This is a genomic window from Ideonella lacteola, from assembly GCF_038066555.1.
GTDB lineage: Bacteria > Pseudomonadota > Gammaproteobacteria > Burkholderiales > Burkholderiaceae_C > Ideonella > Ideonella lacteola.
Genome location: NZ_JBBUTG010000002.1, coordinates 428422 through 450867, shown reverse-complemented (window position 1 = coordinate 450867; position 22446 = coordinate 428422). Strand labels below are relative to the sequence as shown.

17 protein-coding genes are annotated in these 22446 nt (G+C 67.9%); 11 read left to right on the top strand and 6 right to left on the bottom strand.

Translation table 11 applies throughout. The features are described 5' to 3' along the window. Nucleotides 1-9: 9 nt before the first annotated feature. Nucleotides 10-1029, top strand: coding sequence for a hypothetical protein (locus AACH06_RS05530; protein WP_341424626.1), 1020 nt, complete (start codon nucleotides 10-12; stop codon nucleotides 1027-1029). Between the two features lie 246 nt (nucleotides 1030-1275). Here the strand turns inward: AACH06_RS05530 and AACH06_RS05525 are convergent, their stop codons facing one another. Continuing rightward, entirely contained in the window at nucleotides 1276-1497 is a 222-nt protein-coding gene (locus AACH06_RS05525; RefSeq protein ID WP_341424625.1) for an ATP-binding cassette domain-containing protein, read from the bottom strand. A gap of 221 nt (nucleotides 1498-1718) precedes the next feature. Between AACH06_RS05525 and AACH06_RS05520 the strand changes: the two genes are divergently transcribed. Then, the gene (locus AACH06_RS05520) at nucleotides 1719-3722 is read left to right on the top strand and encodes a S9 family peptidase (protein WP_341424624.1); all 2004 of its coding nucleotides are present in this window, start codon (nucleotides 1719-1721) and stop codon (nucleotides 3720-3722) included. Nucleotides 3723-3752: 30 nt separating this feature from the next. On the opposite strand, the gene AACH06_RS05515 is transcribed toward AACH06_RS05520, so the two are convergent. Further along, the gene (locus AACH06_RS05515) at nucleotides 3753-4151 is read right to left on the bottom strand and encodes a RidA family protein (protein ID WP_341424623.1); all 399 of its coding nucleotides are present in this window, start codon (nucleotides 4149-4151) and stop codon (nucleotides 3753-3755) included. A gap of 123 nt (nucleotides 4152-4274) precedes the next feature. Then, on the bottom strand, nucleotides 4275-5195 hold the full coding sequence (locus tag AACH06_RS05510; protein WP_341424622.1) for a LysR family transcriptional regulator: 921 nt from the start codon (nucleotides 5193-5195) through the stop codon (nucleotides 4275-4277). Between the two features lie 347 nt (nucleotides 5196-5542). Between AACH06_RS05510 and AACH06_RS05505 the strand changes: the two genes are divergently transcribed. From AACH06_RS05505 to AACH06_RS05495, 3 genes are read left to right on the top strand one after another with little or no spacing between them, the layout of a single operon-like run. Then, on the top strand, nucleotides 5543-6712 hold the full coding sequence (locus tag AACH06_RS05505) for a vWA domain-containing protein (RefSeq protein WP_341424621.1): 1170 nt from the start codon (nucleotides 5543-5545) through the stop codon (nucleotides 6710-6712). Beyond that, nucleotides 6709-8697, top strand: coding sequence for an autotransporter assembly complex protein TamA (locus AACH06_RS05500; protein ID WP_341424620.1), 1989 nt, complete (start codon nucleotides 6709-6711; stop codon nucleotides 8695-8697). The genes AACH06_RS05505 and AACH06_RS05500 overlap by 4 nt, the downstream gene beginning before the upstream one ends. Before the next feature lie 12 nt (nucleotides 8698-8709). Further along, entirely contained in the window at nucleotides 8710-13158 is a 4449-nt protein-coding gene (locus tag AACH06_RS05495; protein ID WP_341424619.1) for a translocation/assembly module TamB domain-containing protein, read from the top strand. A 32-nt stretch (nucleotides 13159-13190) separates the two neighbouring features. Here the strand turns inward: AACH06_RS05495 and AACH06_RS05490 are convergent, their stop codons facing one another. Continuing rightward, entirely contained in the window at nucleotides 13191-14732 is a 1542-nt protein-coding gene (locus AACH06_RS05490) for a methyl-accepting chemotaxis protein (protein WP_341424618.1), read from the bottom strand. Between the two features lie 195 nt (nucleotides 14733-14927). Continuing rightward, nucleotides 14928-16163 (bottom strand): hypothetical protein, encoded by a 1236-nt coding sequence (locus tag AACH06_RS05485; RefSeq protein WP_341424617.1) that lies wholly within the window; start codon nucleotides 16161-16163, stop codon nucleotides 14928-14930. A gap of 627 nt (nucleotides 16164-16790) precedes the next feature. Here AACH06_RS05485 and AACH06_RS05480 point away from each other — a divergent pair. From AACH06_RS05480 to AACH06_RS05470, 3 genes are all read left to right on the top strand, one after another. Next, a complete protein-coding gene (locus tag AACH06_RS05480; protein ID WP_341424616.1) occupies nucleotides 16791-17372 on the top strand; it encodes a YgjP-like metallopeptidase domain-containing protein in 582 nt (193 codons plus the stop codon). A 292-nt stretch (nucleotides 17373-17664) separates the two neighbouring features. Then, nucleotides 17665-17871 (top strand): hypothetical protein, encoded by a 207-nt coding sequence (locus AACH06_RS05475; protein WP_341424615.1) that lies wholly within the window; start codon nucleotides 17665-17667, stop codon nucleotides 17869-17871. 150 nt (nucleotides 17872-18021) lie between these two features. Further along, complete coding sequence (locus tag AACH06_RS05470) at nucleotides 18022-18810, top strand: CAP domain-containing protein (protein WP_341424614.1); 789 nt, start codon at nucleotides 18022-18024, stop codon at nucleotides 18808-18810. Nucleotides 18811-18847: 37 nt separating this feature from the next. Here the strand turns inward: AACH06_RS05470 and AACH06_RS05465 are convergent, their stop codons facing one another. Continuing rightward, nucleotides 18848-19303, bottom strand: coding sequence for a MarR family winged helix-turn-helix transcriptional regulator (locus AACH06_RS05465; protein WP_341424613.1), 456 nt, complete (start codon nucleotides 19301-19303; stop codon nucleotides 18848-18850). Between the two features lie 272 nt (nucleotides 19304-19575). Between AACH06_RS05465 and AACH06_RS05460 the strand changes: the two genes are divergently transcribed. From AACH06_RS05460 to AACH06_RS05450, 3 genes are read left to right on the top strand one after another with little or no spacing between them, the layout of a single operon-like run. Next, a complete protein-coding gene (locus AACH06_RS05460; RefSeq protein WP_341424612.1) occupies nucleotides 19576-20355 on the top strand; it encodes an SDR family NAD(P)-dependent oxidoreductase in 780 nt (259 codons plus the stop codon). Between the two features lie 28 nt (nucleotides 20356-20383). Continuing rightward, a complete protein-coding gene (locus tag AACH06_RS05455; protein ID WP_341424611.1) occupies nucleotides 20384-21418 on the top strand; it encodes an aromatic ring-hydroxylating dioxygenase subunit alpha in 1035 nt (344 codons plus the stop codon). Then, entirely contained in the window at nucleotides 21415-22389 is a 975-nt protein-coding gene (locus AACH06_RS05450; protein ID WP_341424610.1) for a PDR/VanB family oxidoreductase, read from the top strand. Before AACH06_RS05455 ends, AACH06_RS05450 begins: the two co-directional genes overlap by 4 nt. Nucleotides 22390-22446: the final 57 nt, after the last annotated feature.

The window sequence follows — 22446 nt, the reverse complement described above, 5'->3', positions numbered from 1 at the left end:
AGGCCGGCCATGCCCATGTACGACGATCTCTACATCCGCGACCTGCTGGGCGAGTCGGGCCAGTACCCGACGCAGTCGGCCACCCTGATGTTCAGCCCGGACATCATCTGCTGGGGCGTCGACCCACTGCCCGATGCCCGTCGGGTGCTGTCCGAGGGCTACGGCCAGACCTGGTATCGCAACCCGGTCAGGGGGCAGAAGAACTATGTCTACGTGCGCGCCAAGAACCTGTTCCCGGGGTCGCGCAAGGGGGAGGTCCGCCTGTACTACGCCCCCGGCGGCACGGTCGTCGACATCCAGGCGTGGCGCGAGAACAGAATAGGCACCGCCATCGCCGGGCAGGACTTCGTCAAGCTGGACGCCCAGCGTGGCGAGGTCGTCGTCGGCGACACCGCGTTCGTCTGGACACCGCCCGAAACGCAGGCGCTCGCGCACTACTGCTTCATTGCACAGCTCAGCACCGAAAGCCATCCGAATCCGCTGCCCGAGCGCTTCGCCGACTACAACGCCTACCTGAAGTGGGTGGCGGACAACCCGGCGCTGGGCTGGCGCAACATCGACGTCGTCTCGACGCAATCGCCACCGGCCTACCAGGGCGACTTCGTCATGACCAACCTCGAGACGCGGCAGCGCGAGTTTCTCTTCATCCTCGAAGGCGAGAAGCTGCCCAAGGACACATTGATGCAGATGTTCTGCGCCGCCACCGGGCCCCAACCGCCGGTGGACTCCAGCGGCGAGGCCACCGGCCGCGACAGGAGCCAGATCACCGCGACCTCCTGGCTGCCCGGGAGCTTCTCGGCCTACTTCACCGCCACCATCACGCTGCCGCCCGGCCAGCGCTGGTCGCCTTCGATGTCGGTACGCATCGAGCAATTCGCCATCACGCAAAGCCAGGATGATGGGCCCATGCACTCGCTGTCACGGCCCATCCGCGAGATCCTCGCACCCGAGACCCGGTTCGCCGGCCCGCGCGACGGCCACGCGACCCGGCTCGGTTCGTTCACCGTCAAGTTCGACGAGCCGTCCTGAAGCAGCGCCGGTCTACCGCCCGAGCTCCTTCAGGATCGCCTCGCGCAGCACCTGCGCCTGCGGGCTCGCCAGCCGGCGCGGATGCGGCAGCGATACCTCGAAGCTAGCCTGGAGCCCGGGCTTGACGATGAAAGCGCGCGCCAGCTCTACGCGCTTCAGTATCTCGCCCGACAGCTCGTGCGGGTGTGCCCTTCGAAGCCCCTGAGGCCGACCATTGCAGCGTAGTGATCGGCCGGCGCTGCACGCTCAGCCGGGGCTGGTGTCGTGCCGCTCGCCGTTCAGGCTGAGCATCAGGTTCTGGCACACCGTCAGCCACGGGAAGACCGAGCCATGCTGCAAGAACACGATGCCCTTGGGGCTCGGGCCGGCCAGGGGCGCGCCGTCGATCCTCACAGCGCCTGCGCCGGGATTCTCGAAGCCGGCGATGACGTTCATCAGCGTGGACTTGCCGCATCCCGACGGGCCCACCTCGAATACCAGCGGGCACGGCCCCGCTGAGCCTTCGCCTGCGCCGCGGGATCGTTCGGCACGGCCTGGGCGGAACGGCCCGGCATGCAAGGGGTGTGGGCATGGGCGTGGGCATCTCGCATCATCTGTGACCACCGGCCCGCTGCCAGACGCGCGGTCAAGTCATACTCGTGGGCTCAGCGGTCCGCCATCCCGCCACACCGCTTTTGACCGGAGCTCTCATGGCCAAGAAGAAGTTCAACATCGACGCGCTCTGGAAGGTCGAGCGCCTGGGCGCGCCCAGCCTCTGTCCCGACGGTGCGCAGGCTGTCTGTGCGCTGAGCCGCTACGACATGGCCGAGAACAAGGGCCAGACATCGCTGTGGCTGCTGTCCACCCTCGGCGGACAGCCGCGCGCCCTCACCCATGCCGGCGAGAAAGACGCCCAACCACGCTTCTCTCCCCGCGGCGACCTGATCGGCTTCGTCGCGAAGCGCGAACAAGAAGGTCGCAAAGACGACGAACCGCAGTTCTACGTCATTCCCCCCGACGGTGGCGAAGCCCGCCGCGTGGGCCATGTGGCCACGGGCGTCGAGGCGTTCAAGTGGTTCCCCGATGGCAAGCGTGTGGCGCTGATCTCATGGGTACGCCCTGAGCTGAAAGGCGCCGCGGCCCAGGCCAAAGCCCACAAGGCCTTCAAGGCCCGCAAGGAAACCGGCTACGCCACCAGCGAGGCCACCTACCGCTACTGGGACCACTTCATCCCGCAAGGCCGCGTACCGCACCTGCTGGTGCTCGACCTGTCCACCGGCAAGACCACCGATCTGTTCGAAGGCACGGCCTACGAGTTGACGCGTTGCGACCCTGACGCGCATGCATTCGACATTTCGCCCGATGGACGACGCATCGTCTTCGCGCAGGACCCCTCGCCGCTCAAACCCGTCGATGCCCGCCTGGCCCTGACCGAGATCGATCTGCGCAGCCGCCGCTTCACCGAAGTGGCCCGCGATCCCGAGTGGGACTTCGGCCACCCACGCTACAGCCCCGACGGCGACCACGTGGCCTTCACCGCGTCGCACCAGGGCCGCAAGCACACCATGCCACGGCAACTGGCCGTCTGCCCCCGCAGTGGAGGCCGCTGGGATGTCGTCAGCGCCGAGTGGGACCACGAGGTCGATGGCCCGCTGCATTGGGAAGAGGACGGCCAGGCCGTGCTGTTCATCGCCGAGCAACGCGGCCGCTCGCACCTGTGGCGCTTCGACCTGCCGGATCGGCGCGCCGAGATCGTCGTCGAAGGGGGCACGCTGTCGAGCTTCGACAAGACGGCCGGCACGCTCGTGACCCTGGGCGACACGGCGGATCACCCGTCCCGCCTGCACGCCCACCTGCCGGGCGAAGCCCCGCGCCGCATCGAGAGCTTCAACGACGCGCTGCTGGGCGGCTACGCCTTCGGGGCGCACGAAGAGCGCTGGATCACCGGCGCGCTGGGTGACAAGGTGCAGATGTGGGTCTTCTACCCACCGGGCTTCGACAAAAAGAAAAAGTACCCGGTTCTGCACACCATCCATGGCGGCCCCCACACCGCGCCGGGCGACCACTGGCACTACCGCTGGAACTACAAGCTCTTCGCGTCGCAAGGCTATGTGGTGATCAACGTGAACTACCACGGCTCGTCGAGCTTCGGCAACGCCTTCCTCGATTCGATCACCCACCGTTGGGGCGAGCTGGAGCTGCAAGACATCGAAGCCGCCACCGACTGGGTGCTGAAACAACCCTGGGCGGATCGCCGCCGCGTATTCGCCACCGGCGGCAGCTATGGCGGCTACATGGTTGCGTGGATGAACGGCCACGTGAAGCCGGGCCGCTACGCCGCCTATGTCTGCCATGCCGGCTGCTACGACTGGACAGCCATGTTCGCCGACGACGCCTACGCCTGGCACGCCAAAGAGCTGGGCGCCTGGTACTGGAACGACCAGGCCAAGGTGAACGCCCAGAGCCCGCACGCTTTCGCCGGCGCCATGAAGACGCCCACCCTCGTGATCCACGGCGCGCTCGACTACCGCGTGCCCGACCAGCAGGGCCTGGCCTACTACAACACCCTCAAGGCGCTCGGGGTGGAGGCACGACTGCTCTGGTTCCCTGACGAGAACCACTGGATCCTGAAGCCGCGCAACTCCAAGCTCTGGCACGAAGAATTCTTCGGCTGGCTGGCTGCGCACGACCCGGGGCCGAAGAAGAAGGCGTGAGGGGCGCCGGGGGCCTTGGCCCCCCTCGCGTCATGCAGGGTTCGGCAACCGCGCCACAACCTTGATCTCGAACTGAAAGCCAGACAGCCACGTGACACCCACCGCGGTCGCGGTGGGATACGGTGCCTCGCCCCAGTACTCTGCGGCGACGGCCCAAGCGCGTTCGAAATGCTGCTCGGGGTCCACCATGAACACCGTCACGTCGATCACGTCGCTGAAGCTGCAGCCGGCGGCGGCAAGGATGTCATTGAGATTCCGGAACGCGAGCCGCACCTGCTCTTCGAGCTGCGGCTCAGGGCTGCCGTCGGCACGGCTGCCCACTTGTCCAGAGACAAACAGCAGGCCATTGACGCGGATCGCGGGTGAATAGCGATGCAGGTCGTACAGGGCGTGCCGTCCGGGCGGCGTCACGACGTCGCGTGGGGTCATCGAAGGGGGTCCTTGGAAGATCGGTTGCTGATGCCGCCAATCTAGGTCGTCGACCGTCTCGGATAAACAGGCCGTTCGCACAATCACTTTTTGCCGCGGCCAAACAATGCGCGCGCAGCGACCTCACGCCGACGCCAGGCCCGCCATCAGTTCGTCGATCCAACTTGCAAAGCTGCGCAGCTTGGGGCTGACGCTGCGCGTTGGCGGGTAGGCCAGGTACATCGGCATGGGGGGCACTTGCCAATCGGGCAGCACAGGCACCAGTTCACCTCGGGCCACATGCGGCGCTGCCATGTAGCAGGGCAGCCACAGGGCGCCCAGGCCCGCCAAGCCCGCCGCCAGGTAGGCATTGCCATCGTCGGTCGACACCACGCATCGCCCCCGGACCTCGATCGACTCTTCCGATCGCGCTGCGCGCCGGTACAGCACCATCGGCGCCACCTTGCCGCTGCTCGACCGAAGAAAACCGACGACCTGATGCCCGGGCGCCTCCAGGTCCTGCGGCACCGCCGGCCGCCCCGCGCGGCGCACATAGTCGGATGAAGCGTAGACCGCCAGCTGCAGCTCGCCGACCCGTCTGGCGATCAACGAAGGCACGGTCACCTCCCCACCGCGCAGCACGCAATCGATGTTGTCGGCGATGACGTCTGCCACACGATCACTGGCGCCGATGTCGAGCTGGATGTCCGGGTAGCGTCGGTGAAACGCCGGCAGCGCCGGCATCAGCACCAACCGGGCGAACGGGCTCGGCACATCCACCCGCAAGCGCCCACGGGCGGCGCCCAAAACGCTGGTCACCTCGGCGTCCGCATCCTCCAGATCAGCGAGCACCCGCACGACGCGCGCGTAGTACTCGGCCCCCTCCTTGGTCACCGACACCTTGCGCGTCGTGCGATGGAGCAACTTCACCCTGAGGCGAGCCTCGAGTTGCTGCACCAGCTGCGTCACGGTGGTCTTGCTCAGATGCAGGGTCGCCGCGGCCTTCGTGAAGCTGCCAGCCTCCACCACCCGTGCAAAGGCCTGGAGCGCGTCGAATCGGTCCATGAAATCTCCAGTAGCCCTGCCGCTGGTTGGCGGGCGAACGGCAGGCAGGCGATTTGCCCACGGGAGTGCCTATGAGATTGGCTCATGAGACTGGCCCACAAGATGGGCGCGTGACATGGCCCCCAGAAGGTCCCCGACCGCAGCCCCGACGATGCGATGGAAAAGCCCGGTGTCGGCCATCGTGGACCCGAGGCGGCGGCCGGGCAGACTTGCAGCACACCGAACCCAGTCCACCCCACAGGCTCGAGATGGTACGTCCGGCAACGATACGGCAACGCACAATGTGGCACCATGGCGCCGGGCCCTGCGACACCGTCTGGGCTCCCCTGCTCCCGCGTCGACGTCCCATGCTCACCAATTTCTTCTTCACACTTCGCGCCGCCAAGCTGCCGGTGTCGGTCAAGGAATACCTGACCCTGCTCGAAGCGCTGAAGGAAGGCGTGATCGGCCCGTCGATCGACGATTTCTACTACCTCGCCCGCACCACCCTCGTGAAAGACGAGGCGCTGTTCGACAAATTCGACCGCGCGTTCTCGGCCTACTTCAAGGGTGTGGAACTGCTGACCGACTTCGGGAAGGAAATTCCGCTCGAGTGGCTGAAGAAGGTGCTGGAGAAGGAGCTGAGCCCGGAGGAAAAGGCGGCCATCGAGAAGATGGGCTGGGACGAACTGATGGAGACGCTGAAGAAGCGTCTCGAAGAACAGAAAGAGCGCCACGAAGGCGGCAACAAGTGGATCGGCACCGGCGGCACCAGCCCGTTCGGGCACGGTGGCTACAACCCGCAAGGCATTCGCATCGGCGGGCCCGGCCGCAACAAGAGCGCGGTCAAGGTCTGGGATCAGCGCGCCTACAAGGATTACGACGACTCGCTCGAGCTCGGCACGCGCAACATCAAGGTGGCGCTTCGACGGCTGCGCCGCTTTGCGCGCGAAGGCTCGGAGCTGGAGCTCGACCTCGACGACACGATCCATGCCACGGCCGCCAACGCGGGCATGCTCGACATCAAGCTCGTGCCCGAGCGGCACAACAAGGTCAAGGTGCTGCTGCTGATGGATGTGGGCGGCACGATGGACGAGCACATCCACCGTGTCGAAGAGCTGTTCTCGGCGGCGAAGAGCGAGTTCAAGCACCTGGAGTTCTATTACTTCCACAACTGTGTCTACGACTACATGTGGAAGAACAACCGACGCCGCTTCGCCGAAAAAACGCCCACCTGGGACGTGATCCGCAAGTACAACAAGGATTGGCGTCTCATCTTCGTCGGCGATGCCACGATGAGCCCCTACGAGATCCTGCAGCCCGGCGGCAGCGTCGAATACAACAACGAGGAGCCCGGCGCCGAATGGCTTCAGCGGCTCACCCACGCCTTCCCGAAGTACGCCTGGATCAACCCCGAGCCGCAAGGCGTCTGGCAGTACCGGCAGAGCATCGCGATCATGGAGCAGCTGATGCATCAGCGCATGTATCCGCTCACCCTCGCCGGGCTCGAAGGAGCGATGCGCCTGCTCAGCAAATGAGCGCGGCACGCTGGTTGCCAGCCTTGGCCCTGGTCGCATGGGCGGCCGGTGCGGCCCCGGTGCGCGCGCAAGATGCGGCGGCCGAGCCCGCAAGGCCCGAGCCCACCACCTCGGCGGCCACCACGTCCCGCACGCCTGAGCTGCAAGTCATCGCACCGGATGCCTTGCGCAAGCTGCTGGAGCGTCACCTCGATCTGGCGCGCGCCATCGCCGATCAGCAGGGCGCCGCGCCGGCCTCATCGAGCCCCAGCAGCGATACCGCTGGCGCCGACTCGGCCGCAGGCGCAGAGAACACCACCAGCGACTCCGGCATCGGCATCAGCGATGTCGAATGGTCACGGCTGATCGCGGCGGCCCCGGGCCAGGCCAAGTCGCTGGTGCAAACCGAGGGCTACTTCGCCGCGAAGGCGCAGGTCGAACGCGATGGCCGCATCGTTCGGCTCACGCTCGAACCGGGCCCGATCGCGCGCGTCGGCCAGTTGGTTGTCGACTTCCAAGGCGAGCTGGCCGAGGCTTTGGAGCGCCGCGATCGCCAGGCCCGTGAGCTGCACGACGAGCTGATGGACCGTTGGGCGCTGCCCGTGGGCGCGGCCTTTCGAAACTCTGACTGGTCGGATGCGAAGACCGCCGTGATCGCGCGGCTGCGTGCCGAGGGCTACGCCGCGGCCACCTGGAGCGGCACGAGCGCCGAGGTGATGACAGGCGATGACCCGGCCAGCACCGAGGCGCCAAAGGTGAGCATCTTCGCGGTGGTCGACACCGGCCCGCTGTTCCGCGCGGGTGGCGAAGGGTCGATCGGCATCACCGGCATCAACTACCACGACGCCGAGCGGGTGCGCGCCCTGGCGGGCTTCGAAGAAGGCGCCGCACTGACGGAAACCCGCCTGCTCGACTACCAGGAGCGTTTGCTTCGCACGGGCCTGTTCGACCAGGCGGCTGTCAGCCTCGACCCCGACGCCGCCATGCAGGGCGAGTCGCGCGTGCTCGTGCAGGTGAAAGAGGCGCCGCTGCAGAACGCCACCACCGGCCTGGGTTACGGCACCACCACCGGGCCGCGAGCCACGCTCGAATACACCCATCGCCGGGTCTTCGGCTGGGCCGCCACCGCGCGCAACAAGTTCGAAGTGGGCCGTGATCGCAAAGCTTGGGACGGCGAGATTTCATCGCACCCGAATGCGCTGATGCAGCGCTACCTCGTGGGCGGCACCTACGAGTTGCTGAAGACGAGCGAAGACCGCGTCATCTCCCAACGCCTGCGCTTCGGCCGCTCGGAAGACCTGCCGCAGCGTGAGCGCCTCGCGTTCATCGAGTTTGAGCGCAGCAACGAATGCAGCTACGACGGCGGCGCTTGCGTCGACCCGCTGACGTTGAAGGCTGCATCGGCCAACCTGCACAATACCTGGCGGCGCCTGGACAACGCGGTGCTGCCCACGCGCGGCACCACCTTGAACGTGCAGGTCGGCGCGGGCTGGGCCACAGGCCTGGCGCCGACCCTGCCGGCTGCCGACCGCCCCGAATCCGGCCCGTTCACGCGCTTGTACGGCCGGGTCACTGGCTACAAGCCCCTGCCCAACGGCTTCTTCAGCGAGGGGCGGCTGGAGCTGGGCGGCGTGCTGACCAAGCACGAGGTCGTCGTGCCGGATTCACAGCGTTTTCGGGCTGGCGGAGATGACTCAGTGCGAGGCTACGACTACCGCACCCTCGCCCCGGAAACGGCCGAAGGCGGCGTCACCGGCGGCAAGCTGCTGTTCACCGCGAGCGCGGAGATCGCCCACCCGGTGTCGCGCGACTTGCCCTCGGTCTGGTGGGCGGCCTTTGTCGACGCGGGCCGCGCCGCCGACAGCGTGAAAGAGCTGAACCCGGCGTTCGGCTACGGCGTGGGCGCGCGCTGGCGCAGCCCGGTGGGGCCGCTGAAGCTTGACCTCGCCTATGGGCAGGAACTGAAACAGTGGCGCGTGCACCTGAGCGTGGGCATCGCCTTCTGACACCCTCGATCGATGGCTGACGATCCGCCCCCATCCTCCCCGCCCTCGCCGGCCTCACCGGCCCTGACGCGCGCCAGGCCGCGGCCCGGCCGCCGCATCGCCGCGTGGCTGTTGGGCGGCCTTGCGGTGGGCACCGCGGCGCTGGTGGGCACGGGCGCATGGCTCAGCCGCAGTGAGCCGGGCAGTGCCTGGCTGCTGCAGCAGGTGCCGGGGTTGCACGTCGAGGGCCTGCGGGGTGCATTGCTGGGCGACGAGCTGTCGGCCGATCTGCTGCGCTACGAATTCGATGGCCATCGCCTGGAGTTGCATCACGTCCGGCTGGCGGGATTGACCGGGAGTTGGACAACCCGTCCAGCCCCCGGGCAGCCATGGGTGCGCCTGCAACTGACACGCCTGTCGGCCGACCAGGCCACGTGGCGCTCTGGCCCGCCCAGCGCTTCCCCGACCACCGCCCTCACGGACCTGCACCTGCCGGTCGCCCTCGACGTGGCTGCGGCGCACATCGGCCAATTGCAGGCCGATACGGCGCCCGTGCTGCGGGACATCGATGCGCGATTCGCCCTGGGCGACGCCGATGGCAGCCGCCATACCGTCCATGCGCTGCGTTTTCGCACCGAGAAATGGGGCGCCGAGTTGCAAGGCGCCATCGCGGCCGGAGGCGATCTGGAGGTGCAGCTCCAGGCTCAAGCCCGAAGTGCCGACAACGCCGCGATGCCCTGGCAGGCCAGCGCCAAGTTGAACGGGCCCTTGGCCCGCCTGCGTGCCGATGCGCACCTGGCCAGTGGCACCGGTCAGGGCCCGGCGCTCGACGCCGAGGCCACCGTCACGCCATTCGCCGCCTGGCCGCTCGCCAGCCTGAACCTGCGCACCCAAGGGCTCGACCTGTCGGCGCTGCACGGCGATGCCCCTCGCACAAGGCTGCGCGGCGAGGCGCACATCCGGAGCACCGGCCTCGACCAGCCTGCCGATGTCGAAGCCACGCTTTTCAACGATGAAGCCGGGCGCTGGGACGAGGGCCAGTTGCCGCTGAAGCGCCTGCATGTCGTGGCCCGGGGCCAGCCGCAGGCCTTGGGCGATCTGCAACTGCAAACGCTGGAGCTGGACCTCGGGTCAGACACCACTGGCGGCCAATTGCGCGGCAGCGGCGCCTTGCAACCTGCCGGAGGCGCCGAACGCCTTCAGCTGAAGCTGCTCCTCGATGGCCTGCGTCCATCGGCGCTGGACCAACGCCTGCCGGCGATGACCCTGGCGGGCCCGCTGACGCTCGAGATTGATGGCCTGCCCGCAATCGACAGCCCCGCAGCCGACGCGCCAGCGCAGGCCCCTGCCCCGGCGGCATCGGGCACGCGTGCGCCCGCTGCCAAGCACACACCTGAGCTGGCGGCCCGGGCCGCCGCCCCAGCGTCGGCGGCGGCCAGCCACAACGGTTCGATCGGCCGTTGGCATGCCCAGCTCGACGCGCAGCTCGAAGGGCGCGTGGACAGCAGGCCCACCGCGCCGCGCGCCGGCGCGCGCCCCCCCACCGCTGCGGGCCGCAAGGCCGCACCTGCCCCAACCGCCCCTGCGCCTGCCGCGACGGCAGTGGCAAGCGCATCGGGGCCGGCGGTGCAATTGACACTGCAGGCGGCCTTGGACCGAGGCCGCCTCACACTCACCCAGGCGCTGGCGCGTGCCGGTGATGCGCAGGCCACGCTCCAGGGTGAACTCACTCTCGGCGACAGCGCCACGCCCTGGGCCTGGCAGGCGCGCGGCGAGCTGGCCCGCTTCGACCCCTTGCTGTGGTGGCCGGGTTCAACACCCGCCGCACCACGCGGCGCGAACCAGCTCAATGCCACGCTCAGCAGCGATGGGCGCTGGCAGGCGCCCGCGCGATCGGGTGCCTCGCCGGTGGACGGCCTGGTGGGCCAACTCTCCGTCGCGTTGCTGCCCAGCCAGTGGGCCGGCATGCCGCTCCAGGGCGACATCAACGCCAGTCGCACGGCCCAAGGGGTGGCCCAGTTGAAAGCCCAGGTGGACGGCGGCGGCAACCGCGTGTCGGCCCAGGCGCAAGATGGCGGCGGCGCACCACGGCACCTTGATGTGGCCATCGATGCACCCGCCCTGTCGTCCCTGGCCCCTTGGCTCGCCAGCCTGGGGGCCCGTGACCCGGCCGCCTGGCTGCCCCGCCAAGGCGCGGTTCAAGCCCGCGCCGAAGCCCAATGGCCTGTCGGGCAAAGTGATGCACAGTGGCGCGGCAAGCTGCGCGGCAGCAAACTCGTCCATCCCAGCTGGCATGCCGACCGCATTGACGCGGACGTGCAAGGCCTGGGCTTGGGCGACGGCCCCCTCAGCGGCACGCTGTCGGGCGATGGCATGGCCTGGCAGCAGGCCCAGATCCAGACACTGCGCGCCGAGATCAAGGGCAGCCTGAGTGAGCACCAGTTCAGCCTGCAGGTGCTGAGCCCGGTGCGCCCGCCGGCCTGGGTCGAGCAAGTGCTGAACGCCCGCACGGGCAGTGGCACACGGCTGCAGCTCGGTGCCAGCGGCCGATGGCAGCCCGCCACGCCAGGCGAGCCCGTCTGGCGCGCCGGGCGATGGTCGGGCAAGCTGGACGAGCTCCAGGGCCGCGCCAGCGACGGCTCGGGTCAACCCTGGCTCGCCGCGAAAGACCTGGGCCTCGGCATCGCCTGGGACGACGACGGCCACCTCACCGAGGCCTACGCCGACCCGGGCCGGGTGGCCTTGCCCGGCACCGCGCTGCAGTGGACGGAAGCCCGCTTCCGGGCCGGCAGCGGCGAAGCGCCCGGCACCTTGGCGCTGACCGCCAAGCTGGAGGCCTTCGAGCTGGCGCCGTTGCTGGCACGAGCACAGCCCGAGCTGGGATGGAAGGGCGACCTGGTCCTGGGCGGAGACATCCGCCTCCAGGCCAGCGACTGGGTGGATGCCGATGTGGTGTTCGAGCGGTTGCGCGGCGACCTCAGCGTCGCGGACGATGTCCGCGACACGTCCACCGTGCACCGTGCGCTGGGCCTGTCGGACCTGCGCCTGGGCATGGCCGCGCACGACGGCATCTGGCACTTCACCTTGGGCCTGGCGGGGCAGCAGTTGGGCGAGATGGCCGGCGTGGCCACCGCGCGCACCACCCCGCAATCGCGCTGGCCCGGGCCGGAAGCGCCATTGGATGGCGTGTTCCAGCTGCACGTGTCGAAGCTCTCGGCTTGGGGCGCCTGGGTGCCGCCCGGATGGCGCTTGGGCGGCGACCTGCAAAGCGCCGCCACCCTCGGGGGGCGTTGGGGCGCCCCGGAGTTCAGCGGCCGCCTGACGGGCCGCCAGCTGGAGGTGCGCAACGGCCTGCAAGGCGTGCAGTTCACGAACGGCAAGGTCGACATCAACTTGAAGGGCGACCGCGCCACCATCGAACAGTTCGAATGGCAAGGTGGCGACGGCACGCTGCGCGTGAGCGGCGACGCCACGCTCGGGCGCCGGCCCGAAGCCGATCTGCAGATCAAGGCCGACAGCCTGCGGCTGCTCGGCCGGGTTGACCGGCGCATCGTCGCCACCGGTGAAGCCGCGCTGGCGCTGCGGCCCAACCTGGCCCGCTTGAACGGCCGGCTCAAGATCGACGAAGGTCTGATCGACTTCAGCCGCGGCGGCGCCCCGGCGCTGGATGACGACGTGCGCGTGGTCGGCCGCGCGGCCAGCGAGCCCGCCCCGGGCGCCCCGGCGCCCGTCGACGCCAGCGCCCCCGCCACCGCACCGGCCGGCACCGACTTCGAGAACCAGCTCGATCTGGCCCTGGACCTCGGCCCCTCGCTGCGCATCAAGGGGCGCGGGCTCGACACCCTGCTGCGCGGCACGCTGCAGCTGTCCAACCCCGGCAAGCAGTTTGCGGTGCGCGGCGACGTGCGCACCGAGCGGGGCACGTACCGCGCCTACAACCAGAAGCTGGAGATTGAACGCGGGCTGCTGGCCTTCACCGCGCCGCTCGACGACCCACGGCTCGACATCCTGGCGATCCGGCCTAACCTCGATGTGAAGGTGGGCGTCGCCGTGACCGGAACCGCCTTGAATCCGCGCGTGCGGCTGGCGAGCGACCCGGAGATGAGCGACACCGACAAGCTGAGTTGGCTGGTCCTGGGCCGCGCGCCCGACGGGCTGGGCCGCGCCGATTCAGCGCTGCTGCAGCGTGCCGCCATGGCCCTGCTGGCCGGTGAAGGCGAAGGCCCCACAGATGCCTTCCTCGCCAACATCGGCCTGTCTGATTTCGGCGTGCGACAACAAGGCGAAGGTTCGGAGCAGACCACGGTGGTCTCGGTCGGCAAGCAGCTGACGCGACGCTGGTACGTGGGCTACGAACGCAGCGTCAACGCCACCACCGGCACCTGGCAGCTCATCTACCGGATCGCCCAGCGCTTCACGCTGCGAGCGCAGTCGGGCGAAGACAGCGCACTCGACCTGATCTGGTCATGGCGCTGGAACTGAACCCCGGTCGCCCCGTGGGCGCGGTCACGCGGTCATGAAGCCAGCTTGAACACCGCCACGGCCTGCACCAGCTGCTGCGCTTGGTCCTTCAGGCTCTCGGCTGCGGCGGCCCCCTCTTCCACCAGGGCCGCGTTTTGCTGAGTCACCTGATCCATCTGGCCGATCGCATCGCCCACCTGCGAAATGCCTGAGCTCTGCTCAGCACTCGCCGCGGTGATCTCGGCCACGATGTCGCTGACGCGCTGAATCGAGCCAACGATCTCACCCATCGTCTGGCCCGCCTCGTCGACCAGCACGGTGCCTTGCTCCACCTGTTCAACGCTGCGTTCGATGAGCGCCTTGATTTCCTTGGCCGCCTCGGCGCTGCGCTGCGCCAGCGTGCGGACTTCGCCCGCCACCACCGCAAAGCCGCGCCCCTGCTCGCCCGCTCGGGCCGCTTCCACCGCGGCGTTCAGCGCGAGGATGTTGGTCTGGAAGGCGATGCCATCAATCACGCCGATGATGTCGCCGATCTTTCGGCTGCTGTCGCTGATGCCCTGCATCGTGCTCACCACCTTGCCGACCACCTCGCCGCCGCGGGCGGCCACCTCGGACGCGCCCTGCGCGAGCTGATTGGCCTGCTTGGCACTGTCGGCGTTGTTGCGAACCGTCGTGCCCAGCTCGACCATCGTCGCCGCCGTCTGCTGCAGCGCGCTGGCCTGTTCCTCAGTGCGCTGGCTCAAATCCTGGTTGCCTTGCGCAATCTGCGCACTCGCCGTGGCCACACTCTCAGAGTTCTCGCGCACGTCGTGCACCACTTGCGCCAGGTTGTTCTGCATACGCTCGAGCGCCCGCAAGACAAGGCCGGCCTCGTCGTTGGAGGTGATCGTCACCCGACCCGTCAGGTCTCCCGAGGCGACACGGTCGGCGGTAGCCAATGCCTGGTTCAGCGGGCCCATGACCGAGCGAACTAGCCACACCGATGCAACGGCGGCCAGGGCCAGCCCCAGCACGGCCGCCGCGATCATCGTGGTTCGGGCTGAAGCGTAGACCTCGTCGCTGGCATTGCTTTCGGCGACACCGCCCTCGTGATTCAGGTTCACCAGCTTCATCAGCTTCGCACTCGAGCTATCGAAGAGCTTTCGTGCATCACCTTCCAGCAGCGCCTTGGCCTGATCGGTCTCATTCTTTCGAGACAGCTCCAGCATCTTCTCGTGAATCTGGAGGTACTGCTTCCACTCGGCCATGAACTCGTCGTAGAGCTTGCGTTCCGTGTCGCTGCTGATCAGCTTTTCGTACGCCTGGCGGTCGTCTTCGAATCCGGCGAGAACCTCGGCCAGCGTCTTCTCGATGGCAGCCATCGCCGCGGCGTCGGTGTTCAACACGTGCTGGAACTCCGAGATCCGAAAATCGGACGTGGCGGTGTTCATCTGGTTGACCCGCTCGACGCTGGGAAGCCAATTCGTCGCCAGCTCGGTCGTGGATTGGCGCATGGCACCCATCTGCCACATCGCCAGCATGGCAACCCCAATCAGGAGCGCGGCAAGAAAGCCCAGTGCAAACTTCAAACGGGTAGAAATCTTCAGGTTGTTCAAGGCTCGACTCCTCGGTGCAGGCCAGCGTGCCCCGCCGTAAAGGGTGAGTCCCCTATTCACGCCAAGGGGAGACACGAGGCAATGTAGCCCCCTCGGTCGGCAGGTCAGTCGCGGAATTGAGCGCGAAAACCGGGACAGTTTTCACGCCTGCGACTGCCGGCCCCGCCTCACCGGCTGCGCGGAAGCGGAAACAGCTCAGCGCCGGTAGCTGGGCAGCTCCACGACGTAGGTATCGACCGAATTGCCATTGCCCCAATCACTGCCGAACAACACCCGCGTGCCGCTCGGGCTGATCACTGCATGGGGCTCGGCCCAGTAGTCGTGCTGGCCATGATCGGCCCACGATCGGTGATGACCAACGCGACAGACCTTGCCACCAGCGGCGGTGTCGGCCAGGAGCAGTTCCTGGTCAAGCACCCCTTTGCCGGATGTGGCGCCCACCACGGACACGGCCACCCAGCCGGGACGCTGAAGCGCCACCGCAGACACATGGGTGCCGGTCGGCGGGTACGGATAGCCCGTCTTGGGGCCCACGACCACCCGCGGCGCAGCCGCTCCCGTCATGTCGGACACCACCAGCGTTCCAACAGTGCCTCCATCGAACTGCACCGAGTTGTGGGTGTCCGTGCCGTCAGGAAGCCGGCCCAGGGAAGCATGCTCTCCTGCGCGGACGTCGATCGTGCGCAGCAGCCCCATCGACAAATCGCGAACCTGTGCCTGCTGCCCCATGGGCACGAACAGCCACTGTCCGCTGGCCGAGGCCGTGGGCGACAGACCGCCACTGACGGGCACCCGCGCACCTTCTGAACCGGTGCTGATGCGATAAGAGAAGCCCTTGCCTTGGCAACTCAGGCCGATGACATCCGAATCCCACGAGGTGTACATCACATCACCGCCGCCAGAGACCCGCCCGCCGCAGCTGAAGCTCTTCAGCACCGTCTTGGTGTTGGTGGTGACATCAAGCTGGATCAAGCGATTCTTGGCGTCGACGTAAAGCATCAGCCGGGCATCCGTGGCGTGCCAGAAGAACTGTTCGATATCGGGCGGATCGATCGCCAGTGGACGCAAATAGGCGTAGGTGCGACCGTCATAGAGGTGGTGTCCGCTGCCGTGCGGCACCCCATTACCGCGGTGGTAAAGCACCAGCAAGCTCTCGTCGGCATTCCAGGCGGGGATCGTGCTGTAGGCCGGAACGATCTGGTGGCCGCTGCCAGCCTTGCTGATGCGACGAATGCGGGTCCCGAATTCCGGGTCCGTCACCGCCTTGCCCAACTTGGGCTTGGCCAATGCGGTCATCGGGTGCGCCATCTTGTCCTGGACCAGCCCATCACACAGGCCATCCGCGGCGAGGGCTGACACCCACCAGCAAGTCCCCATCAAGGCGGCGGCCCAACGGCCCCAGCGACATGAGTGAGTCAAGGTCTTGTTCATGAGTTTGGTTTGGAGAGTGAGAAAGACAGCCCGCGACATTTCAGGGGTCGGGTCATCCGCAAAAGCTTGCCGCATCGGTCGAAGTGAACGCTCCTCAGATGGGCCCCGAGTTGATCCAGTCGCCGATGCAGTCTATGGCCTGCCACCAACGCGCAGGCGATGGGATGGTGACAAGACGCGCAGGGGCCCCCAGGACCACTCGCCCAGCGCAAAGCCGCTGGCGCGAGATCGCCTTGCCCCGGCACCGGCGCTTCTCCCAGGCTTGCCCCCACTTTGTGCTGGTCAACGTCGACACCCTAACTTCGAAAATGCATGAATCAACTGCAGTGGGCGCAGCGTTCCATCGCAGCCCGTCTGGGCGGTCGCTGACGCCCGCCCTGGTGTCTACCATAGCCATTGAAATGATCTCAATCAGAACGCCCCGCCCCTTGTCAAGGGGTGTGGACAGCTTCTTATCCACAGCGGTTGTCCCCGTCTGTCGGGGACAAGCCTGTGGACAAGCTATGCCCAGTTGCGCCAAGTCTTTGACAGATCGATGACAAGCTTGGATTGCCCAAGAATCGGGCACTGCGCGCCAAAGCGGAAATCGGGGACGCCGACGAGCGCCGGGCGACGACAATTCAGCCCATGCCCGCGGCCCGCCCCAACCCCGTTTCAGCCTTGACAGCCCCGCGTCTGCGGTATCTCGTGGGCTATCCCGCTGCGCTGGTGGCCCAGGCCCAGGCCTTGATCGACGAAGGCCGGCTCGGCGACAGCGTGCGACGCCGCTACCCCGAGCCGCACGAACTGCGCAGCGACAACGCGCTGTATGAGCATGTGCAGGCGCTGAAGAACCGCCACATGCGCAACGCACCGCCGCTGTCGAAGGTGGCTTACGACAGCAAGCTGAAGATCCTTCAGCAGGCCCTGGGCACGCACACCATGGTGTCGAGGGTGCAGGGCACGCAGTTGAAGGCCAAGCGCGAGATCCGCATTGCGAGCCTGTTCAAGGAAGCGCCCGCCGCCTTCTTGCAGATGATCGTCGTGCACGAGCTGGCGCACCTGCGCGAGCGCGAGCACGACAAGGCCTTCTATGCGCTGTGCACCCACATGGAGCCGGCTTATCACCAGCTGGAGTTCGACACCCGGCTGTGGCTCACCGCGCTGGAGTGCGAGGCCCCGAACGCCGCCGCGCCTGGGCGACACGCCCGGGTGACACGCCTGGCATAGGGGCCGGGATCAAGGCCCGCATAAGGGCCCAGCCGACCGCCTGCTGAGCCCCCGTGTGCCGGGCTGCCGCCCGCCCGTCGGTGCCCGCCCTGGCACTGGTTTTCCGCCGATTCGGCCGGAAACCCAGGGCTAACCCGCATGTTTTGATCAGGGTTCCCCCGCAGTTCGTCGCGCTGGGACGCAGTTCATGCGGTTGCGCCGTCGGCTGGTCGCACCCGCATGGCGGCACCGCTGGCCGCTGCCTACAGTGCACCCATCGCAACAACGCCGACAGGCCTTTCAGGAGCACCACATGAACGCCGCCCAACCCCGTTTCGCCGCCGAAGAGACCACCGTACGCCGCCTGGCCGCGGGTCTCGCCCTGGTGCTGACGATGGGGCTGGTCGCCGCCATGGGGCAGCTGGCCGATCGGCAGTACGACAACGCGCTGATGGCACAAGCTGACGAGGCGCCGACCCAAGTGGTCGTCGTCCAAGCCAGCCGCCTGCGCCGCGGTTGACCGCCCCACGCCGGCGGCCTCGCGCCCCCGGGTGAATGGTGGCCCCATCGCAGCCACGGCCGCAGCGGGCGGACAATGGCTGATCGGCGCCGACAGACGCATCCGTGATGGGGGCGGTCGGCGCCAACCGACCGAGTGTCCGTGCCACTGATGCCCCCGCAAACTCCCAGCAGCATCCCGTCGCCCCGCCCTCAAGCACCATCGCCGTGGCGGGCACGGGCCGCCGCTGGCGTGCTGCTGCTCGGCATGACCGCACTGCCCGCTCAATCGGCCACACCCGTGCCGCAGTGGGACCGGGCCGCCAGCGAAATCCTCGCGCAGAGCAACAGCTTCCGGCGGGCGGAAGGGCTGCCAGCGCTGTCGACCGACCGCGCGTTGAACACCGCCGCCCAGACCTTTGCGGCCTACATGGCACGCACCGATCAGTACGGCCACGAGGCCGATGGGCGCCAGCCCGGCGAACGTGCGCGGGCGCAAGGTTATGACTACTGCATGGTGGCCGAGAACATCGCGATGCTGTACAGCTCGGCCGGCTTCGAAACGGTGGATCTCGCCACCCGTTTCGTGCAAGGCTGGATCCACTCACCGGGCCACCGGCGCAACCTGCTGGCGGCAGAGGCCACCGACATCGGGTTGGGTGTGGCCCAGAGCGCGAGCAGCGGCCGCTTCTACGCGGTGCAGCTGTTCGGCCGACCTGCCCGACTGCGGTGGAGCTTCTCGCTCAGCAACCGCAGCCGAACGGCGGTGGGCTACCAGCTCGATGACAAAGGCTACCAGTTGCCACCTGGCGTGACGCGGACGCACGAGCAATGCGGCACACCGGCCTTGTCGGTGCGCCTGCCCGGCAACGACCGTGCCACCTCGCTTGAACCGACCAGCGGCACCCAATACCGCATCGAGGGCGCGGATCGCGGCCTGCGTATCACCGAATCGCGCTGACCGGCCGGCATACATCGGCCCGCACAAGCGGGGGCGCTCAGCGCGCCACGCGGTCGAGCAGGTCCATCAACTGGGCGCGTTCTGCAGCGGTGAGGCCCGACGACAAGCGCGCTTCATAAGCATCGAGCTTGTCGCGCAGCATCTCGAGCTGTGCCAGGCCCCGCTCGGTGAGGCCGAGAGAGTAGCGGCGGCGGTCGCCTTCGACATCCATGCGCCGGATCCAGCCCGCATCTTCCAGCGCGTCGACCAGCTTCAAGGCGCTGGGCCCCGCGACATCCAGCGCCTTGGCCAGCGTGACCTGGTTGATGCCCGGCTGCATGGCGATGATCGACAAGGCCGTGACCCTCGCGGGCGACAGGTCCAATGGCTCCATCGCCTTGAAAAACAGATCGAAGGCACGGACTTGCGCCAGCCTCAGCTTGTAGCCCAGCGCATCGCTCTGGAAATCGAGGCGGTCGGGCGCGGGCGGCGCTGCACGCGGCGGTCGTTTCACTGCGCGAGGCGTGCCTTCTTGGTCTTCACGTGGGGGCCGAGGCATTCCATCTCCTGTGCATGGGCGGGCATCTTATGGCCACTTCAGCGGGCATTGACCCTGCTGCAAGTCGGGCCGCGGGCGCGGGCTCGATCCAGGTCACAAGACTAGGGTTATCGCTGACTCACGAAAATAGGGACCACACCTTATAGTTAGCCACGCTAATTAGATGGAACTCCGCACGGCCCTGCCTCCGTGCGGCGCCGGCCGAGTCGGCCACGAAGGAGACGCAGATGCAACTGAATGGACAAGCCGCCCTGGTCACCGGCGCCGGCTCCGGCCTGGGCGAAGCCGTGGCCAAGGCACTGGCCCAGGCTGGGGCCCTGGTCGCGGTGCTCGACATCAACCTGCCGGCCGCCGAACGGGTGGCCGCCGAGATCCGCGCCGTCGGCCAAAAGGCCCTGGCGCTGCGCTGCGACATCAGCGACACGGCCTCGGCCCAGGCTGCCCTCGAAGCTGCTGCCGCGAGCCACGGCGAGGCGCGCGTGCTGATGAACATCGCGGGCGTCGGTGGTGCCAAGCGGGTCATTCAGCGCGACGGCTCACCCGCACCCCTTGAAGACTTCGAGCGCACCCTGCGCATCAACCTGATCGGCACCTACAACATGGTGCGCCTGTTCGCCGCGAGGGCCGCGAAGCTTGAAGGGCTGCAAGATGGCGAACGCGGCGTGATCGTCAACACCGCCTCGGTGGCGGCGTTCGACGGGCAGGTGGGGCAGGAGGCCTACGCCGCGTCGAAGGCGGGCGTGGCGGGCATGACACTGCCGCTGGCGCGCGATCTGTCGCAGTGGGGCATTCGCGTCTGCACCATCGCGCCGGGCATCTTTGCCACCCCTCTGCTGAAAGAGCTGCCCGAAGCGGTGCAGCAATCGCTGGCCGAATCGATCCCGTTCCCGAAGCGGCTCGGCCACCCGGAAGAGTTTGCGTCGTTGGCGGTGCACATCGCCACCAACGGCCATCTCAACGGCGAAGTGATCCGCCTTGATGGCGCACTGCGCATGGCCCCTCGTTGATCACACCACCCTGGGCAAGGAGGCTTCGATGTGGATTCTGAACACCTGGTACGTCGCGGCGCGCAGCGAGGACATCCCGGCTGACCGGCCGCTGGGGCGGCGCATCTGCGACCTGCCAATCGCCTTTTTCCGCGACAGCAGCGGCCGTGTCGCCGCCGTCGAAGATTTTTGCCCGCACCGCGGCGCGCCCCTGTCGCTGGGCCGAGTCTCGGGCGACACCCTGGTCTGCGGCTACCACGGGCTCGCGATGGGCTGCGACGGCAAGACTGTCTCCATGCCATGTCAGCGCGTGCGAGGCTTCCCGGCCATCCGCAGCTACCCGGTGCACGAGGCCCACGGCTTCGTGTGGGTGTGGCCTGGCGATGCGGCGCGCGCCGACCTGGCCTTGCTGCCCCAGTTCGAGTGGATGGGCAACCCGGCCTTCGGCTATGGCGGCGGCCTCTACCGCATTGCCTGCGACTACCGGCTGATGATCGACAACCTGATGGACCTGACGCACGAGACTTACGTGCACTCCACCAGCATCGGCCAGAAGGAAATCGACGAAGTACCGTGCCAGACCCGCGTGGACGGCGAGCACGTGATCACCGAGCGCTTCATGAAGGGCATCGAAGCCCCGCCATTCTGGAAGATGGCGCTGCGCATGAACGGGCTGCCCGATGACCAGCCGGTGGACCGCTGGCAGATCTGCCACTTCACCCCACCCAGCCACATCATGATCGAGGTGGGGGTGGCGCTGCAGGGGCACGGTGGCTACGCGGCACCCGACGATGTCAAGGCGGCCAGTTGGGTGGTGGACTTCATCACCCCCGAGACGCCCACGTCGATCCATTACTTCTGGGGCATGGCCCGCAAGTTCAAGCCGCAAGATGCGCAACTGACCGCGCAGATTCGCGAGGGCCAGGGCCGCATCTTTGCCGAAGACCAGGAAATGCTGGAGCGGCAGCAGGCGAACCTGCTGGCCTACCCGCAGCGCCAGTTGCTGATGCTGAACATCGACAGCGGCGGCGTGCAATCACGCAAGATCATTGACCGCCTCGCGGCTGCCGAGGCGGCGGCATGAACGCCGGCCCGTTGCAGACGCTGCGCGTCACCGCCAAGCGGGTGGCCGCGGAAGACGTGTGCGAACTCACGCTCGAGCCCCTGCCCGGCATGACCCTGGCACCGTTCGAGGCCGGTGCGCACCTCGAACTGCACCTGCCCGGCGGGCTGCTGCGGCCCTATTCCCTGAGCAACGATCCCGCCGAGCGCCACCGCTACGTGCTGGGCGTGCTGCGTGAACCCGCGTCCCGCGGGGGTTCGCTGGCCGTGCATGATCGGCTCGAAGTCGGCCAGACGCTCCAGGCCAGCCCGCCGCGTTGCCACTTCCCCTTGCAGGCCACGCCAGCCCACAAGCTGCTGCTGGCCGGCGGCATCGGCATCACGCCCCTGCTGGCCATGGCGCGGCAGCTGGCGCGCGAAGGCGGCTCGTTCGAACTGCACTACGCGGCACGCAGCAACGACCGGATGGCCTTCACCGACGTCCTGACTGGCTCGGGCCCCCTGGCGGCGCGAACGCGCCTCTACGCGGGCGACCAGGGCGAGCGCATCGACCTGGCCGAGGTGATCGCGGCGCAGGCTGCCGGCAGCGAGCTGTATGTGTGCGGCCCGGCTGGGTTCATGAACGCCGCTCTGCAAGCGGCGCGAGAGCAAGGCTGGGCCGAGAGCCGACTGCACCGCGAGTTGTTCGGCGCGGAGCCGGTCACCCACAGTGGCGCCGATCGTGCGTTCGAGATCGAGATCGCCGGCAGCGGCCAGATCGTCAGCGTGCCGGTGGGCTGCACCGCCGCACAGGCGCTGCAAACGGCCGGCCTGCCCCTGCTCACCTCATGCGAGCAAGGCGTCTGCGGCACCTGCCTCACACGGGTGGTGTCTGGCGAGCCAGATCACCGGGACCAATACCTCACCCCGGAAGAACAGGCCGCGAACGACCAGTTCCTGCCCTGCTGCTCGCGGGCACGCTCCACGCGGCTGGTGATTGATCTGTCCGTCTGAGCGAGGCAAGCCGGGCAGCGCCCAACCTCCCCCCTGCGGGACGCATGAGAGAGCCGG

Excerpts from the sequence above, each read along its gene's own strand:
- AACH06_RS05455 (WP_341424611.1), top strand. The coding sequence starts at position 20,384 with ATGTGGATTCTGAACACCTGGTACGTCGCGGCGCGCAGCGAGGACATC.
- AACH06_RS05450 (WP_341424610.1), top strand. The coding sequence starts at position 21,415 with ATGAACGCCGGCCCGTTGCAGACGCTGCGCGTCACCGCCAAGCGGGTG.
- AACH06_RS05475 (WP_341424615.1), top strand. The coding sequence starts at position 17,665 with ATGAACGCCGCCCAACCCCGTTTCGCCGCCGAAGAGACCACCGTACGC.
- AACH06_RS05500 (WP_341424620.1), top strand. The coding sequence starts at position 6,709 with ATGAGCGCGGCACGCTGGTTGCCAGCCTTGGCCCTGGTCGCATGGGCG.
- AACH06_RS05515 (WP_341424623.1), bottom strand. The coding sequence starts at position 4,151 with ATGACCCCACGCGACGTCGTGACGCCGCCCGGACGGCACGCCCTGTAC.
- AACH06_RS05530 (WP_341424626.1), top strand. The coding sequence starts at position 10 with ATGCCCATGTACGACGATCTCTACATCCGCGACCTGCTGGGCGAGTCG.
- AACH06_RS05470 (WP_341424614.1), top strand. The coding sequence starts at position 18,022 with ATGCCCCCGCAAACTCCCAGCAGCATCCCGTCGCCCCGCCCTCAAGCA.
- AACH06_RS05510 (WP_341424622.1), bottom strand. The coding sequence starts at position 5,195 with ATGGACCGATTCGACGCGCTCCAGGCCTTTGCACGGGTGGTGGAGGCT.
- AACH06_RS05460 (WP_341424612.1), top strand. The coding sequence starts at position 19,576 with ATGCAACTGAATGGACAAGCCGCCCTGGTCACCGGCGCCGGCTCCGGC.
- AACH06_RS05495 (WP_341424619.1), top strand. The coding sequence starts at position 8,710 with ATGGCTGACGATCCGCCCCCATCCTCCCCGCCCTCGCCGGCCTCACCG.
- AACH06_RS05505 (WP_341424621.1), top strand. The coding sequence starts at position 5,543 with ATGCTCACCAATTTCTTCTTCACACTTCGCGCCGCCAAGCTGCCGGTG.
- AACH06_RS05520 (WP_341424624.1), top strand. The coding sequence starts at position 1,719 with ATGGCCAAGAAGAAGTTCAACATCGACGCGCTCTGGAAGGTCGAGCGC.
- AACH06_RS05480 (WP_341424616.1), top strand. The coding sequence starts at position 16,791 with ATGCCCGCGGCCCGCCCCAACCCCGTTTCAGCCTTGACAGCCCCGCGT.
- AACH06_RS05485 (WP_341424617.1), bottom strand. The coding sequence starts at position 16,163 with ATGAACAAGACCTTGACTCACTCATGTCGCTGGGGCCGTTGGGCCGCC.